Here is an 18,590-nt window from a genome sequence, read left to right as displayed (position 1 = left end):
AAGAACGAAGACCATCGGCCGATCAGCCCTGGGCTTTTGGGATGTATTTCTTTTTTATTTTTCCCAGGGCACTAATGGCGAGCGGTAGAAATTGATGTTATAATCTTCAAACCGTTTTCCATGTTTGGCCAGGCGTAACTTGTATTCATCCCAGTTGCGGAGGTCATTTGCTGTCCAGCCAATTTCAGCATATCCGGGCAGGCGCGGAAAAACCATAAACTCAATGTCTTCTATTTTTTCCAGGGTTTCCGACCAAAGCGGAGCTTCAATGCCCAGTATCTGCTCTTTTTGCAAGCCGGGTACCACGGTGTCGGGCGACCAGGTGTAGGCATGATCCACTTCAATAAAACCGGCCCATTTAAGACCAAGAACGGTTGTTGAGTCGTACTTCATATCCATGTAAGTGCGGGCTCCCGGCGAAACAAGCACCTTGGCACCTTTTTCCAGGCCCATAGAAGTGTTTTTCACATTCGACCAAAACTGAACGGTCACGTCTTCTTCCAAATCTGCGTTGGCAATCTCATCCCAACCAACGATCTTCTTACCGTATTTCGTGACAAGGGGCTGAATCCGGTTGATAAAATACACGTAGTCGTCGTGTTTGGTAACGTGCGATTCGTCTCCGCCAATATGGAAATAAGGGCCGGGAGTGATGGCAGCCAGTTCTCTTATCACATCTTCCACAAACTGGTAAGTGATGTCCATATTGGTAGCCAGGGTGCTGAAGCCTACTTCTATTCCGGTGTACAATTCGCGGGCTTTACCGTCGGGATTTAGTTCGGGATACGAAGCCAGCGCGGCATTGGTATGTCCCGGCATGTCAATTTCCGGAACAATGATGATTTGGCGATCTACTGCATACTGAACTATTTCCTTGTATTGTTCCTGCGTGTAGAACCCGCCTTTTCCTCCGCCTACCTGGGTACTGCCTCCGATTTCGGTCAGTTTCGGCCACGATTTAATTTCGATCCGCCACCCCTGATCATCAGAGAGGTGCAGGTGAAGTGTGTTTATTTTGTAGTACGCGCATAAGTCGATAACCCGTTTTACATCGTCAACCGAAAAGAAATGACGTGCCACATCAAGCATCATCCCGCGGTAGCCATATTCAGGGAAATCGCGAACAACACCGGTAGCCACATACAAAGGCTCGCCTGCGACGGCTTTTACTGGCAGGGCTTGCAACAGGGTCTGAATTCCGTAGAATGTACCTGCAAGATCAGTTCCCTGAACCGTGACCAGCTTTTTGCCGATGTTCAGTTCGTAGCCTTCTGCCTTCAGGTCGCTGTTGGGACTAACCGACAGATAGATTCCTTTTGACGGCACCGAGTTAACGGTTTGCGTTGTTAAGGTGTACCCGGTTATCCGGTTCAGTTCTCCAGTCAGGTAGTCGGCAACCGTTTGCAGACCCTCAACGCCTTCTTGCACATAAACGATGTTGGAGTTGTTTATTTCAAACGCTTCTCCGGTGGCTGTTACGCTGGCCGGTTGCGGAATAAACGCTGTTTGAGCCAAATCGGTTGGTACCTTTTCCGAACAGGCTGATAGCATAAGAATAAGTGCTGTCATAAGTATTAAATAAGATCTGATATTCATCGCCTTGGTTTTTAAAAATTTTAAAGAGAGAGCAAATTTAATTAAAAAAAATCTGTTTTCAGTGTGTGGTAATATGTCTATTTCTTATTGTCCGGAATTTTAGAATGGCAGTTAATGAGTTGATTAAAAGTTTGATGCCCATCACGTTGTCATGTGCCCGTATAATTGTCAAAAAACATTCATTTTTAGGATTTAAGTCTAGCGTTCATTCAATCCTAAAAGTTGAGTGAACACAGTGGCTTGTTCTTATTGCCGACCATCAACATAATAAGCGGCGAGGGTTTTTACCAGCGGTTTTTCGATGGCCTCGTCAACCACCAGCCGGAATTTTTTGCTTTCCACATCGTTGAAATGCTGAATGCGTTTGTGCCCCACCGACTGGCCGTTGGCAACTGTAACCCATTTGCCTTTTACCTGTGCTTCTACCCGGTATTTCCGGATCCGTTCTCCCTGCGCAATATCTTCCTGAATGATGATGTGATTTACTTTCTGAAGGGTACCAAGATCCAATTCCACTTTGTTCCCACTTCCGGAACAGGTGCCCAAAGGGTTTGAAAACCGATGCCGAATTTCATCGCCCCACTCTTTTAAGCGCTGTACATCGGGTTCGGGTAACAGGCCTTCCGGATCGGGTGTCAATCCGATGATCAGGGTTGAATTCCGGCCAACCGATTGGTAATACATGTTCACCAGGTTTTCCAAGGGGAAGATATGCGCTTCATCGCCGGGTTCCCAAAACCACTCGTGGCGGCCGTTGTAGCCACGTAACGGAGCATCGCTCATTGCCGGTACCCAGAATGCACCATTGGGATCGCCCTCTTTCAGCAACTGAAAATTATTTTTGCCGATGTTGGCTCTTGCTGATTCTCCGGCTCCGGTAGAACAATAGGGGAAGGTTGACCAGCACGGATAGCTGACGGTACCCGACTCGGAACCGCCCCAGCGCGCCTCGGCCAGCTGCTTGTTGTGGTAAAACAAACAATTGGGCTGGTATTGCTGCACAATCGGTAATACATCAGGAGCACCATTTTCGGGTGAGTCGGCGCCGCCATCAAACCAAATTTCAAACAACTCGCCGTAGTTGGTGCAGATTTCCTTTACCATTCCTTCTACCATGTGATTGTACCATTTCTGACGGTTTTCACGGAATTCTCCCTCTCCATTCACTTTAAAATCGTGAACACCAATAAACGAGTTCCAACGAATGCCCAGGTAAACTCCCGGTTTGATCCCGTACTTGTGGCACGAGTTCACAAAATCGCGCACAATGTCGCCTTTCCCGTCCTGAAATTTGAGGGCTTTCATGCAGTAAGGGTTGACATCCGACTGATAAAGTGCAAAACCGGTTTCGTGGGTGGCAGTTACAATCGCAAACGTACACCCGGCATCTTTGGCGGCTTTTACCCATTGATCGGTATTCAGCTTTTGGGGCTTGAATACCTGGTAATCAAATACGGGATCGATACGGTTGTTGCCCTGCCCGTATTTTTCTCCGTCGAACACATGCAGATCGTAATGGAACACAGCTCCCATTTCAGCTTCCTGCCACGCTTGCTGGCGCTTGTTGGGAACCGGAATTTTATGCTGTTTTACCGGAACGAAAATGATGTAGGCTTCATCACCCTTTTTAACGGCCAGGCTGAGCACTTGCGGTTCATTGTCTTCCACATAAATAAAGGGGCGCTCCAAACGGTCAGGAACCAGTTCCCAGCCATCTTGCATGGGTAGTTTTTTGGGTGTCAGCACATATTCGGTCGCCTTCTTCCAGTTAATACCATCCGGTGAGCTAACCATCCCAATAAAGGAATGTGCATGGAAAACACCGTAAAAATAATTCCGCCGGGCATCGTACCACATCGACATATCTTCGGTGTCGAGATAATCAATCACTGGTTTCTTCTGCATCTCAAAAGGTCCGGTGGGCGAGTCGGATACGGCAATGGCCTGGTTGCGGATGAAGCGGGTTTCGTTGGGTTTGTCGCCTTTTACGATGAGGTAGAATTTGCCGTCTTTCCCCTGGGTGATGGCCGGGTTTACGGTGAGGGTTGTAATAGGTCCGGAAGGTTCGATCAGCGGTTGGTCCATGCGTGTCCACGGGCCATTGATAGAGTTGGCCACTGCTACACCGGTACGCTGGTTGGGGCGCAGGTAATTTTTCCAATTCGGGTGACTGTAGCCAATTCGGGCAGTTTCAATCAGTTCTTCCTCGCTGTAGTCGTGGTCGCCCATGTTGGTCGACACATAGTAGAGGTAGTATTTATCGCCAAACTTTTTGATTTTGGGATTGTGTACCGTAATGGCATCCCAGTGGCCTTTGCCACGGCTTTGCAGCACGGTTTCCTTGTATTTCCAGGGCCCGGTGGGCGAATCAGAAACAGCGTGTGCCACTTCGGAATGGGTAAGCCAGCTCAGAAACGTATATTTTTTGGGCCAGCGCGAGTAGAAAAGATGGTACTTCCCATCGTCGCCTTTTACCATGGAACTACACCAGTTGTAATAGCCATCGGTTTTAAAAATATTCTCTTCGGAAACGGGTTGAAGACGGTCTTTAAAAAACAGTTGGTCGGATTGGTTTTGCGAAAAAGCAACTGCTGCCAAAAGGAGTAGTAAAACAGAAAAGGTTAGTTTCTTCATGTTAGCTTTTCTTTAGGTTACGGATTAATGCTCCAAACATATCGAGGCCAATGGACTGACAAACTCCGTCTCGGTTTTGGGGCGCCATTTTTTCAATGTCCCATTGGGTAACATCATCAGCCAGTCCCCATTTGCTCTTAAAATACTGAATGTACTCACGGTCGTTTTCCGGGGAGGTAAATTCGGGGCGAAACTGGTTATTCTGAGGATCGCGGGTCTCCCAAATCGCGTTGGCGGTGGCTTTTATATTCTCGCTCAAATCAACATTCAGCAGTGCTGCGATATCTGGTTGCCCGAGGTAGCGCAGCATTATTCCGCGACCGGCCAGGTAGTCGTTTCCGTGAACCGGGCCAAAGCTCGAATAGCAGGGGGCTTCGCGAAAAATCTGGTCTTTCGGAAAAACCAGGGCTTCTTTTACTCCATTGGTTATTAGTCGGATGTAGTTTTTCAGCTTGCGCTCAAATGCCTGTGCGTTAAAATCACGATCGGTGTTGTTGGAGCTTAGCCAGGTTGCTGCATCGACTTTTATAGCGAGCATGTCGGCCAGGGCGGCTACCAACATTCCCTGGTCGCCCGACCATACCCAGCCTTCCGCCCACGGAGGATGAATCTTTTCGGTATAGTCAGATCCTTCAAAAAAAGCCATCGGACGTTCCTGTACCAAGGCTGCATCATCACCAATTTTTTTCAGGTATTGATACTGGCCGAGCTCAAACCACTGATCGAACCACAGCCACTGGCGGCAGGCAAGTTCGAGGTGTTTTTCATTGTTATCCCTGCGTTCTTCCTTGTTCATGCGATAAATGCGGGACGAGAGAAGGAAGAGCAAAACATTGGTAACCGTGTTTTTCACACCCCGACTGTCGCCGTTGGCATCGCCGTTTCGGCAGCCATGCGGCACGGGCTGGGCGTCAGGCGTTGAGTCGTAAGCTGTTTTCCGTTTGTACTCCCAACACAGGTCGGTCGACAACCGGTAGTAGGATTCGGCAAGATCGCGCTCGTTCATGTTTAGCAGAAATTTGCGGGCGTTGATGGCCATCAGTCCCCACCAGCCAAAATCGTCGGCCCATAAACTGCCGGGATCAAAACGCTTGAAAAACAACAGGTTTTCTTCCAGCATCGATTTCACGCGGGTTTTTATTCGTAGAACTTCCGGGTCTTCGGGCCAGCGACTTGCCAGGGCATTTACGAAAACAAGACAGGAATCGAAGGTATTTCCCCGTTTCCAGAAATCGTTGAAATTCCATACTTCCTCAAACCGGTTGAAAGCTGCTATCGCCTTGCTTTTAATTGCTTCCGGGGCGCTATTTTTGTTGCCGCTTGTGCAGGCGGAGAGCCATCCTGATCCGGCCAGTACCGAAAATGCCGCACCTAGTTCTATGAATTTTCTTCGTTCCATTTATTTTTCTGAGTTAAGGTTTCCAAAGCAACTGCCCATCATATCCCGAATTTTCCCCAGACAAGGTAATGTCAGAGTTATTAGTGCTCCAAATTAGATGTTACGGGTTTAATAAAAAAGAAGACGAACATGAAAGTGATTTATTTTAAAAAGTAAGAAGCAGTTTTATCCAAATTTTTGCAGAGAGAACAACTTCTGTCTGGATTCTTGTATACATTTAATAAAATCTATTTAACAATAAAGAATTGAGGCTAAAAACCTTTCGGGGTTTTAGGAATCTGCGACATTTATGCTAAATTCGTCAGTCTGAACCCAATAAAATTAACTATGTCTGTAAAAGATCTCGATAGAAGAAGCTTTCTGACCAAAGCAACGGTTGGAACGCTTGGAATGGCAACTGTTCTGGTAGCCTGTTCCTCTGAAAAAACAAAGAAAAGTGAAGATATTGTGCCTGACCTTCTCGAGCAGGCCCCCGATGGGAAAGTGCTGAAAGCCGGTTTGGTTGGTTGCGGAGGACGCGGGACCGGAGCGGTTATCAATTTTCTGGATGCCGGCCCAAACCTGCAGGTTGTTGCCCTGGGAGATGTGTTTCAGGATAAAATTGACAACTGCCGCGAGCAGCTCAAAAAGGAACGCGGAGTAGAAATTGCCGATGAAAATTGTTTCCTCGGGTTTGATGCTTATCAGAAAGTGATCGATTCGGGAGTGGATTTGGTGCTGTTATGTACACCGCCTCATTTTCGTCCGGTTCATGTAGAGGCTGCCATCAATGCGCGGAAGCATGTTTTTATGGAAAAACCATGTGCGGTTGATCCGGTGGGCGCGCGGTCGGTGCTGGCTTCTTCCAAAAAAGCAGAAGCTTTGGAACTTTCGATGGTGAGCGGTACAATTCGGCGGGTTCAGAAAGATTACATGACCACGGCTTTGAAAGTGAAGAATGGCGATATCGGCGAAATCGTCGGTGCCAACATTATTCGCAACGGAGGAGCGCTTTGGCACCGCAGGCGTCAACCCGAGCGGACGGACATGGAATTTATGCTGCGGAATTGGGTCAATCATTGCTGGCTTTCGGGCGACCATATTGCCGAGCAGTTTATTCACGAAATTGATGTAATGAACTGGTTCCTGGGCGAAAATCCGAAAAAAGCAATTGGCTACGGCGGAAGACAACGGCGGTTAACCGGCGATTTGTATGATTTTTTTAGCATCGAATATGAATATGAAAACGGAATGCGCACACACTGTGCATCGCGGCAAATAAACGGTTGTACCAACGGGAAAGTGGAACGCATTGTCGGCACCAAGGGTATTGCCATTGCTTCGGGGCATATTCTTGACACACAGGGCAATGAAATCTGGACTTATCCGAAGTGGGAGGAAGGTGTTACCGATCCGAAATGGAAAGTGACCAACCCTTTTGTGCAGGAACACATTAACCTGGTAACAGCCATACGTACCGGCAAGGCTGTAAACGACGCTGAAGCTCAGGTGAATTCAACCATTACTGCCATTATGGGGCGTATTGCTGCCTATACCGGGAAAGAGGTTACCTGGGACGAAGTGATGAATTCGGATCTTTACCTGGGACCTAAAACCTATGCTTTTGGTCCGGTGGCAGAGATCAGTAGTGAAGTTCCGCTGGCAGGCGAGGCAAATAAATTGAGTTAGTTCAGAATTCAGAAAAATTAAAGAAATGAAGCATACAACTGTTGTTTTGGTTCTGATCATGGCCGTTTTCTCGGCCCAAGCACAGGAAAAACTATTTACGTTTGGCGAAGTTGTACCATGGAGAAAAGTGGTGGATGGACAAAAAGCCAAAGGCGAAGCCATTGAATGGATCCAGGTAAACACCCTGACTGAAACGTGGAAGAAGAATGGCGAAGAACTGATTTGCAAGGGACAACCCATCGGGGTTATCCGTTCGGCAAAAAAATACCGCAACTTTATAATGCACATTGAATGGAAGCACATGGAAGCGGGTGGAAATTCGGGAACGTTTGTGTGGAGCGATGCCAATGCCGATGAAACCAACCGTCTGCCCAACGGTGTGGAGGTGCAAATGCTGGAACTCGATTGGGTGAAACTTAACACAAGAGATGGCAAGGAGCCGCCGATTGCCTATGTGCACGGTGAGCTGTTTGGTGTGGGTGGAGTTAAAACTGTGCCGGATAATCCGCGTGGCGAACGGAGTAAATCCATTGAGAACCGTTGCAAAGGCAAAGGAGAATGGAATGTTTACGACGTGGTTTGCGTGGATGGAACCATCAAGCTTTCGGTAAACGGAAAGTTTGTAAACGGGATCAGCAAATCGTCAAAGACAGAAGGATACATTTGTTTGGAATCAGAAGGGGCTGAAATTCATTTTCGTAACCTGAAAATCGTTGAATTACCCTGATTTATCCGGGGAGATATGATTCTTTCTAGATCAAAAAAAACAATGTTCATAGAGAAAAACTCTATGAACATTGTCGCTTTGTTTTTGGTCTTTTAACGTATTAAGTGCCTGTGTTGCTTAATTACATTGTTGTTTTCAGATTTGTTTTTTCGACAGAAACTCCTATCTCTGCAATTTGGGCTTCGCTATCGTTTACTATGCCATCGAATACAAATTTCAGGTACCGGGCGTTTCGGGTTTCTTTAAAAGGAATTACCTGTTCAACAGGATTGTTATAAATATTCGAAAACTCACCCTCTTTTATGAGTGCCCAGTTGGTAGTGTCGTTTGCTACCCACAGTTGATAGCGGGTGATCAACCCCGACTTTATTCCGTCTTTGCGCGGAAACATCGAAAAAGACTTTAAGGCAAGTGTTTCTCCCATATCTACAACAAGGTTACCTTTGCCTTTCGACGTTGAAACCCATACGGTTGTTTCATCTTCGTCGAAAAGATTGTTGTTATTGTGACTGTCTTCGTTACCGGATATCACTTTCCATTTCTTCTTCAGATAATTAAACTGTTTGATGGCGGTGGTCCCGGCTTTTCCGTTTGTAAAGATTTTCGCTTTCACTACACCTCCGTCTGAAAAGTCAAACGGAGTTGTGAAAGTCATCGATTTCTGGTCTGGATCAGAACCATCTGTTGTATAACGGATTTCTTTTTGTCCTGCAATGGTGAGGTTCCCATCCTTATCCCTGGCGATTGTTGGAGGAACGAGGTAAGACGGTTCGCTGTGTACCGAAAATTTGGAGATTAGCGGACAGGCACCGGCCTGGGTAATGCGCAATCGTAATCTAGATGTTGTTTGCATCGGGCCACGCCATAGTCTGCGATGGCCGATCGACTCGCCGGAGGTAAACTGAACCCATTGTTCATTCTCCCATTTGTCTAATGTCCAGCCCCAAACACGCTGTCCCAACGCTATGTATTCCTGTATGTTTACAAGATTGAAACTGGTTGTTTCCTGAAAATTAATCACTAATTCATTGGTCAGAATTTCGTCATCGCTTGCCCAGTAAGTATCCGGATCATCATCCAGTACATTTTGCGCCTGGTAGTTTTTTGAATTTCCCCGTACGTTACTTGCCGTTACTTTAGCTCCCTTTGTTAGGTCAACCGAAAAAGTTTCATCCAATATGGTTTTGAATTCATTTAGTGATTTAATGTCGTTTTCGTGAATTTGTCCCCGCCTGTCAGGTGGCAGATTCAACAGGAATGTTGCCCCGTGGCCGATGCTGTTGTAGTAAATATCCAGCAGCTTCTCGGGAGTTTTAACCTTGTCGTCTTCCGACATGTGGTAAAACCACCCCGGACGAATAGAAACATCAACTTCGGCGGGCATCCAGTATTTTCCTTCGCGGTGGCCGTTCAGTGCCTCCCAGTATTTGGTTTGTCCGTTTGCCGGAGGAATTCCGGGTTCACGTCCCTCGGGGGTATAGCGATTCCAGCAGGGGTCTCCCGAAAACCCGGCTTCAGTGCCTACCCAGCGGGCATCGGGGCCAATGTCGGAGAAAATAGCTGCATTGGGTTGTAATTTGCGAACCAGCGCAAAAGTATTGTCCCAGTCGTAATACGATACGCGGTTGATCTCTCTTTTTTCGTTGGCACCTCCGTAATAGCCGGTCCCTCCGTTGGCTCCATCGAACCAGACTTCGAAAACATCGCCATAACTGGTTAGCAGTTCAGTTAGCTGCGCCCTGAAAATATCGATGTATGCAGGCGTTCCGTATGCCGGATTATTTCTGTCCCAGGGAGATAAATAAACTCCGAATTTCAAACCCTGTTTGCGACATTCGTCGGAGATTGCCCGAACGATGTCTCCTTTTCCGTTTTCAAACGGCGACTTAGAAATATTGTGTTCCGTGGTTTTGGTAGGCCACAGGCAGAAGCCATCGTGGTGTTTGCAGGTCAGGATCAATCCTTTCATGCCTGCATCTTTCGTTGTTTTAACAATCTGGGCTGCATTAAAATCGCTGGGATTAAACAATTCGGGCGATTCGTTGCCAAAACCCCATTCTTTGTCAGTGAAAGTATTGATGGTAAAGTGTACAAAGCCGTAAAACTCGGTATTGTGCCACTGCATCTGTTGTTTGTTGGGCAAAGGACCAAACGGTAGTGGCGGCGCTACTTGTGTAGGAGAACATGCTCCAAGCAGCAATGCAAAAGAGATAAAAACAAGAATCTTATTCATGGTGATATTATTTGCTTGACGTTTTATTTTTCTATTCAAATATTTAAAAATAAGCGGGAAAGGTAGTGCGTAAATTCAACTGGTCTCCAAATTTCGCCTGTTGTTCTTTCAACTTCTCAATCATTTTTGATTTGATTTCAGAATAATGCGGATCATCGGAAAGATCGTTTAGCTCCAGTGGGTCATGTTTTACGTCGAACAATTGCATGCGGGCAACTTCGGGGTAAACAATCAACTTGTATTGCTGCGAGCGCACCATTCGTTGCAGGTTTTTGTATGCCCCGAAAATGTACTCCTCACCTTTTGCATTATCATCGGTTAGCAACGGTTTCAGACTTTTGAAATCCACGGTTTGCGGAATGCTGATTCCTGCCAGATCGCAGGAGGTGGCATACATACTTTGCATGTAAACCTGTTCGTCAATCTTTTTTCCGGGAGTTAATCCTGGGCCGATAATCATTAATGGCATCCGAACGCTGTGGTCGTACTGGTTTTGTTTCCCCATCAGCCCGTGTTGTCCTACCGCCAGGCCGTGGTCGGAGGTGAGGATCACGTAGGTATTTTCCATTTTTCCCGAGGCTTCAAGGGCCTTCATAATTCTCCCGATTTCGTGGTCGGCATGGGTGATTATTGCATAATATTCGCGAAGGTGCAACTGAACGGCGTTTTTTGAGCGGGGAAAAGGAGCGAGCATTTCGTCACGGATCCTCTTGTCGCCCTGGTCGAACGGATGTTCCGGAAGGTAATTGTCCGGAATCTTCATTTCTTGGGCAGGGTACATGTCAACAAACTCTTTGGGCGATTGCCGAGGATCGTGCGGGGCATTAAATGCCACATACATAAAGAAGGGCTTTTCGCTGTTTTTGACATGGGTTAAAAGGTAATTTATGGCCTTGTTGGCATATAATTCAGAGGTGTGTTCTTTAACGGTATAAGTGGCGCTTATTTTTGCTTTCCCATTCTCGTTGTAAACAATATCGGTAACAAAGGGTGCCCATTGTCCTTTATAGTCCAGGTTCCAGGGACTCCAGGAAGTATCGTCGGCTTTTTCGCGGCCGTAGGCAAACTTGTTGCTGCCGTTTTCATCGTAGGTCTCATACATCCCTTCGCCAATGGCGTGGGCGAAATCGAAACTTTCGAGCGCTGCTTCGTTGGAAAGATGCCATTTCCCGGTCAGAAAAGTTTCATAACCATGCTGCCGGAGTGTGGCTCCCCACAGCGGAACCTGGGTCTCTTCGCCTCCGATCCTTCCCCAATTGGGCAAGTAGGAGAAATTGCGGGCTGCCCTGAATACCGATTGCCCCGTGTTTATCATGCACCGGCTCGCCAGGCACACGGCTCCACTCCACGATCCCTGGTTAAAAGTATGGGTGAAAGTAACGCCTTCTTCCACCATTTTATCGAGGGTTGGCGTATGTACGTCGTGGTTTCCCAGGGCATGAATAGCGTTGTATGTTTGGTCATCGGTAATAATAAACAGAAAATTGGGTTGCTGGGCGCGAACTGTTTGCAAAAAGAGTAACCCGAGCAATAAGCAGGCAAATTTTGTTTTGTTCATGATGAATGATTTATTTTTTGATGGCAACTAGCCGGAAAAGGTTCAGTTACGGGCAAAGCCTTTGGTTCATTCGAAAGTGGCAAAAGGATGTCCGAAAGGGAAAAGAACGGTTGTTCATAGGCCTTACGGACATCCTCTCGGTTTCTTTACTGCTTGAAAAGACCGGCAGTGTTTGTAATGTCAACGTCTTTACTGTTCGAAACAGAAAGCTTTAAGGTTCCTCCGTTGTGGTCGAAATAGAGCACTTTAATGGAATGATACCCTTTGCTGAGCGCCATCATACCTATTTTTTCTTTCGGACTGTGTGGACCGTCGTTGTTAACTACTTCTTTTCCGTCGATGTAAAGAATGGAACCATCGTCGGACAGTAAGCGGAAAATGTAAATGTCGTTTTCAGGTGCATTTATAAAACCAGTAATCATCAGTCCAATATCTCCTTTTACTCCGTCGGGGATGGAAATATTTGCCACCGGGTAATGCCCGTTTACCGGGGCTTCCTCAATTTCGAGGCACGACGATCCCCTGTATTTGTGCCAGGTAGCGGTAAGCCCTTCTTTTGTTAGCATGGTATCTTTTGCCGGAAGGTAATCTCCTTTGATGTAGCGGGTTTTAAATAGGTCTCCTTTTTTCCCGTCGGGATAGAAGTAACGAAAGATAAAGTCGGTGCTTTCGTTGATAACAATCGGTTCGGTGTATTCTTTTGACTGTGCATCCGGAAATGTTCCGTCGATGGTATAGCGGATGGTTGCCTTGTTGTACCCGCTTTTGATAGTTAGGGTGTCCTGCCCGATAAACATATTGGAACTGTAAAAACCATCCATTTTCTGAATGTAATAATTCATGTTCATCAGGTCAAAACGGTGGAGGTTAAGTTCTACCTTTTTCTGAAACTGCTCCCAGTTTTTTTGCGACGGGTTTTGCCACGATATTTCGGAAAGCGCCAGCATGCGGGGAAGTGTCATGTAATGAAGCCGGGGAACGGAAGGAATCCACTCGGTCCAGATATTCGCCTGAACTCCCCAAACCAGTTTCTCTTGTTCGGCGCTGAGGCCTGGCATTATCGGTTCATAATCGTACAATTTCTGCAAGGTTTTCTCATCGGGGCGGTAATCGAAATAAAAACGATCGGTGGTAGTAATGATGGCTTTATTTCCGGAGGCAGTGGCAACCGGAACTGAGTGGGGTTTCCAGCCGCGCCACCACATAATGGTTGCTGTGGGCGACAAGCCGCCTTCTTCAATTTCGTCCCAGCCAATGAGCTTCTTGTTGTTTTCGTTGAAGAATTTTTCCATGGCTTTGATGAACCACGCTTGCAGTTCTTCTTCGTTTTGCAGGCCGTTTTCGCGCATGCGTTTCTGGCAATCGGGGCATTTTTTCCAATTGGTTTTGTTCACTTCGTCGCCGCCAATGTGAACATACTCGTAAGGGAAAAGTTGAAATACTTCGCGGTACACGTTTTCGCAGAATTCGATTGCGCTGTTTTTTCCGGGGCATACAGGAGGAGAAAAGCTTCCGGATTCCCATTTCACATCGTCGAAACAGGCAACGCCATTGTAATTTTCGATGGCGGCCAGAAAATGTCCGGGCATATCAATTTCGGGTATCACGTCAATTCCCCGTTGGGCAGCGTAAGCCACCACCTGGCTGATTTCATCCTGCGTGTAATAACCGCCGTAAAGGGTATCGCCTTCCATTACTTTCATTTTTTCTTCGGGTAGCAGAAAATCGGGGTTGTCTTCTGCTTTTGCCATACGCAGGTTTTCAAGGTCCTGCGAATTGTATTTTCGCCAGGCGCCTTTTTCGGTCAGCAAGGGATATTGTTTGATCTCGATTCTCCAGCCCTGGTCGTCGGTGAGGTGCCAGTGAAATTTGTTCAATTTGTACATGGCCATTAAATCCAGCAAATCTTCTACTTCCTTTTTCGAGAAAAAGTGGCGCGATACATCGAGGTGCAAGCCCCGGTACGAGAAACGGGGCTCGTCGGTAATACTAACAACCGGAACTTTCCAGTTGATGTTTGTGTTTTCGGTTGCTGCTAGTTCAATATTCATTGGAAGGAGTTGCCTCAAACTTGCTATCCCTGACACGATACCGCGGTACTGGTTGGCAGTAAGTGTAATTCCCGATTTTGTTACCTGTAGGCTGTAAGCGCCTTCGTTCCCTTCTGTTTTTTCCAGCACAAGAGAAATGTCTCCGCTGCCGTTTTGTATCTGAATGTCAAAGCCGGTTGCCTTGTTTAGTGTTTCCTTCAGGTATTCGGCGGCGTTTGCCAAATGATCGTCGCTAATCCCAATAGAAAGATGGTCTTTTAATTGATAGTACCCTGTTCCCGGTTCTGTTTTCTGGGGTTCGGGAATGATCGAAATTGGTTCTTGTTGGGTTTGGCAGGAGACCACTACCAACATGCAAAAAAATGCGAATAGTGTAGATTTCATTCGTCTATAATTATTTATTAATTGTGTGATTCATGATGCTTACAAGATGGTCATTTTAAATAAAGTTGTCAAAAGTTAGTCTGTTGTATGTGAAAATATGTTCGTTTTATAATATTTCTAACTCATGAGTTAGCTAAAAAAAATGTTACAATTTGTACTAATGACAAACGCCATAATATCAGGTAATTATAATGGATTTGGGCTTTGCGTTAAACAACTTCAGTAAGTGTAAATGACGTATTGTGCCCATTTTTTCAGTTTTCATGTAGTGCGGTTTATTTTACTGATGTTTCTATCGTTTCTGTTTTGCCGTTTATGACTACCGCAATACTCTGCGTTTTTTCCGAATAAATTTTGTAACGAGTTACCTTTCCGTTTTCCCAGCTGCAATCCACTTCGTATCCACCTCTGGCCCGCAGTCCGGAGAAAGAGCCTTTTACTGCCCACTCTTCGGGCAATGCCGGCAGTAGTTGAATTACACCGGTTTGGCTTTGCAACAGCATTTCTGCCATGGCGGCCGGAATGCCAAGGTTTCCATCAATCTGAAAGGGTGGATGTGAGCAGAAAAGGTTTTGCAGGGTATTGTATTTCAGTAAACCCCTGATCATTATTTTCGACCGCTCCCCTTCGCCCAGGCGTGCCCACAGAGCGCAGCGCCACGGCCAGGTCCACGAACGGCGGCTGTCGCCAACGGTTGATTCTACCGTAAAAGGTGTGTCGATGTTTTTTCCGTAATTTCCGCTGCGGCTTCGCAGGGAAATAATGGCAGCCTTTGCCAGTTCGGGCGTTTGTGTTAAGCTGATCTGGTGTCCCGGATAAACGGCAAAAAGGTGCGATGTGTGGCGGTGCTGATCGTCGGGGTCGTCGCGGTCTTCCTGCCACTCCTGCAACTGTCCCCATTTCCCTGTTTTGTTGGGAGCCAGACGGTTTTTCATGTCGGTAATTTTATGCTGATAACCGGGATCAACTTCCAGCGCTTTGGCAGCTTTCAGATAGTTGTCGAACAGGTCCCATACAATTTGCTGATCGTGCATTATACCGTCTTCCCTCGGGCCGTGCTCGGGCGACCAACCCATTGGAACCATCAGCGAACCATCGGGCATTTCCTTTAAATGATCTTCCCAGTATTCACAAACCTCTTTGATCATAGGATAGGCTGTTTGGCGTAAATAATCCATGTCGCGTGTGAAATCCCAGTGGTCGAAAACATGCTGCATGTACCATGCGCTCGACGGAATGTTCCATTCCCAACCATTTCCTCCAAAAATATTCTGACTGGTGCGGGCTGTCCATCCTCGGGCATTTTCGCCAAAAGCTTTTCGGGTGGCGATACGGCAAGGTTCGGTACAGGCTTCAAGAAAATGGATGAGGGGGACGTGGCATTCCGAGAGGTTGGATGTTTCGGCGGCCCAGTAATTCATCTCCAGGTTAATGTTGCTGTGATAATCGCTGGCCCATGCCGGTTTGTTGCTGTTATTCCAAAGTCCCTGCAGGTTGGCAGGCAATCCTCCGGGCCGAGATGAACTGGCCAGCAGGTAACGGCCCATTTGAAACATGGTTTCTTCGAGGTCGGGATCGTAACCGCCTTCTCCATATTTTTTCAGGCGTATGTATGTGGGGAGCGCCAGAATATCGGCAGCAGTTTCTCCTACGTCGATTTTTGCCGCTTCGGTGAGGCGGGTGAAATCAGCCAAATGTCTTTTGCGTAGTTTGGCGATGCCGAGTTCTTCTGCGGCCTTTAGTTCTTTTTTGATTATTGGGGCCGGGTCGTCGCCTCGCCAGTTGGAATGGAAATCGGGTTTGTAATTTGTTCTGGCATCTAACAGGAAAGTTATGGTGCGGCAGTTGCTGAATTCCAACGAATTTCCATTCGCTTTCAACTTTCCGCCATCGTGCTTAACCATTAAGCGGGCCGCATATTTCAGTTTGTTGGGCATCATCCCTTCAAAATAAAGAAAATCGTTTTGGGCCGAAGTTGTTGCTCCCTGTGCAGATGCCATAGACACTTTCCCCGATAGTATTGCTTTGCCCTTTGCTTCGTACTGAAAAACAAGCACCTGGTCGGGATAACTGGCGAATGCCTCGCGTGAAAAGGCATTTCCGTTCTGTGCAAAAGTGGTGGTGTGAATTCCGGTGTAAATATCAAGCGACCGTTTGTAGCCGGTGGCAATTGAGTCAGCACCGAAGGAAACCATGATGTCGCCAAAATTGCGGTAGGAGCCAAAACCGTGGTCGCCGGTTTCATAAGCTCCGTCCCAGTTGTTATCGCCCGACCACAGGCTTTGTTCATTAAACTGGATGTGATCGCGGTTGACACCTCCAAACAGCATGGCGCCCATTCGCCCGTTTCCAATGGGCAGCGCTCCCGAATCCCAGGCTGTGGCTGGTTTGTCGAACCATATTGAATGGTTGTTATTGGACTGACTGTTAGCTGTTATTCCGGCAAATAGTAGCAAACATAAACATACAAAATAATGTGTTGAATGTTTCATTTTTCTTCTATTTAGGCTGAAGTGATTTCACAAAAGTATTAATAGATTAATAATACAGGCATAATTGATAGTAGTTATGCTTCTTTTAACAGAGTGATGGAAACTTAAATGCAGAACGAGGAGGTCACAGAGAGGATAGTTTTAATTTTCATTTGTCTTATGTTAGTTTCCTGTTATTTTAATAATCAGGATTAAAAAGGTATTTCAAAAACTTCACATTAAGTAGAATAGTGATTATAGTTAGTAAAAGAAGGTTGTTCTCAACACCGAAAACAACCTTCTTCAAAAAGAATGACTTCCTTTTTAGTTGTAATCTGGATTCTGCTCTAAGTTTTTGTTAATGTCAATCTCAGATTGTGGAAATGGGAAAAGATAATGTTTTGGGTTTTCAAATTTCCGAACTTTCCCTCCCGGATCTACAATTGTTGGTATGACTATGTGTGCAGTTTTCCAGCGTTTTAAATCCATATAGCGCTTTCCTTCGTAGGCAAGTTCAATGCGCCGTTCGTGTCTAATTCTTTCACGCATTTGTTCTTTGCTTAAACCAGTAGGTAGGTCAGGCATTTCTACACGAGCTCTAACGTCATTAACTGCTTTGTATATGGTCTCATCAGGTGTCGTTGATGCTTCATTTTTTGCTTCAGCATATATCAGCAATACTTCTGCGTATCTTAACAAAACCGCGTCATAGTCAGTTTTAACAGAATAACTATACGGAAGATAAGATGTATTTTGAAATTTTTTCAATAAAAATGGTGTGGCAGGAGCAGCATCTCCTCCTGTAAATCCAGGTCTCCAGCGTTTTACCCCGTCTCCAAGTACGTCTTGTCCGTAATACCATGGATCCATGTCTACATAGTTACACCACCGCAATCGGGGGTCACGGTTATCGTAGGGGTGCTCTTGGTCGTAAAGAGGTGATTCCGAAATGTTTTTCCCATCAGTGCACTCGTAAGTATCTATAATGTAATGAACGGGTGCTGTTGAGTGCCACCAGTTATACACGATATCTGCACCATAAAATGGTTGTGCAAGGTTTGGATTAAGATATTTTACTGAAAAGAGTATTTCCGGATTACCTTCTTGTTTATCTCTATCCCAGATATCCATATATTCCGAACTTAGTCCAAAATTTGAATTTGAAATCACATTATTTGCAGCACTGGCTGCTTCTTCCCATCGTTCGTTGTGAAGCAATACCCTTGCTTTAAGCGCGTAGGCAGACCCTTTTACTGCATGTCCGTTATAAGCTATATCTGGCAAATTAGCAATCGCAAAATCAAGATCATCAATAATTGCTGTAACAACCTGTTCTTTCGTAGATTTGGCCGTTGTCGCGGCTTCTTCTGTCGTGGGTGAGCTTAAATAGAGAGGGACACCTCCGTAAAATTCGGAAAGATAAAAATAGAAATGAGCCCTGAGGAATCGAACTTCGGCAATGTACTGGTTCTTAATAGTCTCATCCATATCTACGCGGTCAATGTTTCCTAAGAAAAAATGACAGGTTGAGATACCACTGTATGCATAACTAAAAATGTCACTAACTAAGCCTCCACTGGTTGGTTCTATGTTTCCTTGTGCCAAAGATGTAACTCCATAATGCCCATGTTGGTGGTATAAATCATCGGACATTCCGTCGAGAGTGGTTAAATCCCAGGACATTAGTGAACTTCTTAGTTTTCCATAGCAAGCGTTAAGTGCCATTTCTGCATCGTCTTGAGACTGCCAAAAAGTTTCCGATGCTAGTTGATCCAAAGGTTGCTTGTCCAAAAAAGACTCACATCCATTTAAGAATAGTACGGTTGTGATTATTATTATGGTCTGAAATGTCTTTTTCATATTCATGTG

The 18,590-nt window shown here is 46.1% G+C and carries 10 protein-coding genes; 2 read left to right on the top strand and 8 right to left on the bottom strand.

The annotated features are described in order from the left end of the window. Positions 1–54: 54 nt before the first annotated feature. The 3 genes from D1614_RS06090 to D1614_RS06080 all read right to left on the bottom strand — a co-directional run bounded on the left by D1614_RS06090 (position 55) and on the right by D1614_RS06080 (position 5,629). Positions 55–1,596, bottom strand: a complete 1,542-nt coding sequence (locus D1614_RS06090; protein WP_119437019.1) for a beta-N-acetylhexosaminidase — start codon at positions 1,594–1,596, stop codon at positions 55–57. Positions 1,597–1,842: 246 nt separating this feature from the next. Then, positions 1,843–4,230: an alpha-L-fucosidase gene (locus tag D1614_RS06085; protein ID WP_119437018.1), complete on the bottom strand. Its 2,388-nt coding sequence runs from the start codon at positions 4,228–4,230 to the stop codon at positions 1,843–1,845. A 1-nt stretch (position 4,231) separates the two neighbouring features. Beyond that, positions 4,232–5,629 carry a hypothetical protein gene (locus D1614_RS06080; RefSeq protein ID WP_119437017.1) on the bottom strand — a complete coding sequence of 466 codons (1,398 nt, stop codon included), beginning with the start codon at positions 5,627–5,629 and terminating at the stop codon, positions 4,232–4,234. Positions 5,630–5,956: 327 nt separating this feature from the next. On the opposite strand from D1614_RS06080, the gene D1614_RS06075 reads away from it, so the two are divergent. Further along, positions 5,957–7,297, top strand: a complete 1,341-nt coding sequence (locus D1614_RS06075) for a Gfo/Idh/MocA family protein (protein WP_119437016.1) — start codon at positions 5,957–5,959, stop codon at positions 7,295–7,297. A 25-nt stretch (positions 7,298–7,322) separates the two neighbouring features. Continuing rightward, entirely contained in the window at positions 7,323–8,024 is a 702-nt protein-coding gene (locus D1614_RS06070; protein ID WP_119437015.1) for a 3-keto-disaccharide hydrolase, read from the top strand. Between the two features lie 121 nt (positions 8,025–8,145). On the opposite strand, the gene D1614_RS06065 is transcribed toward D1614_RS06070, so the two are convergent. The 5 genes from D1614_RS06065 to D1614_RS06045 all read right to left on the bottom strand — a co-directional run bounded on the left by D1614_RS06065 (position 8,146) and on the right by D1614_RS06045 (position 18,581). Next, the gene (locus D1614_RS06065) at positions 8,146–10,257 is read right to left on the bottom strand and encodes an alpha-L-fucosidase (protein ID WP_147384045.1); all 2,112 of its coding nucleotides are present in this window, start codon (positions 10,255–10,257) and stop codon (positions 8,146–8,148) included. Between the two features lie 43 nt (positions 10,258–10,300). Then, positions 10,301–11,815 carry a sulfatase family protein gene (locus tag D1614_RS06060; RefSeq protein ID WP_119437013.1) on the bottom strand — a complete coding sequence of 505 codons (1,515 nt, stop codon included), beginning with the start codon at positions 11,813–11,815 and terminating at the stop codon, positions 10,301–10,303. 146 nt (positions 11,816–11,961) lie between these two features. Then, entirely contained in the window at positions 11,962–14,250 is a 2,289-nt protein-coding gene (locus tag D1614_RS06055) for a family 20 glycosylhydrolase (RefSeq protein ID WP_119437012.1), read from the bottom strand. A 275-nt stretch (positions 14,251–14,525) separates the two neighbouring features. Beyond that, positions 14,526–16,742: a glycoside hydrolase family 95 protein gene (locus tag D1614_RS06050; RefSeq protein ID WP_119437011.1), complete on the bottom strand. Its 2,217-nt coding sequence runs from the start codon at positions 16,740–16,742 to the stop codon at positions 14,526–14,528. 303 nt (positions 16,743–17,045) lie between these two features. Beyond that, complete coding sequence (locus D1614_RS06045; protein ID WP_162304427.1) at positions 17,046–18,581, bottom strand: RagB/SusD family nutrient uptake outer membrane protein; 1,536 nt, start codon at positions 18,579–18,581, stop codon at positions 17,046–17,048. Positions 18,582–18,590 lie beyond the last annotated feature (9 nt).

Origin of the sequence: Maribellus luteus (genome assembly GCF_003576475.1) — a bacterium.
GTDB lineage: Bacteria > Bacteroidota > Bacteroidia > Bacteroidales > Prolixibacteraceae > Draconibacterium > Draconibacterium luteum.
Note: the sequence above shows the minus strand (reverse complement) of the source record. Positions and strands in the feature narration are given on the sequence as shown.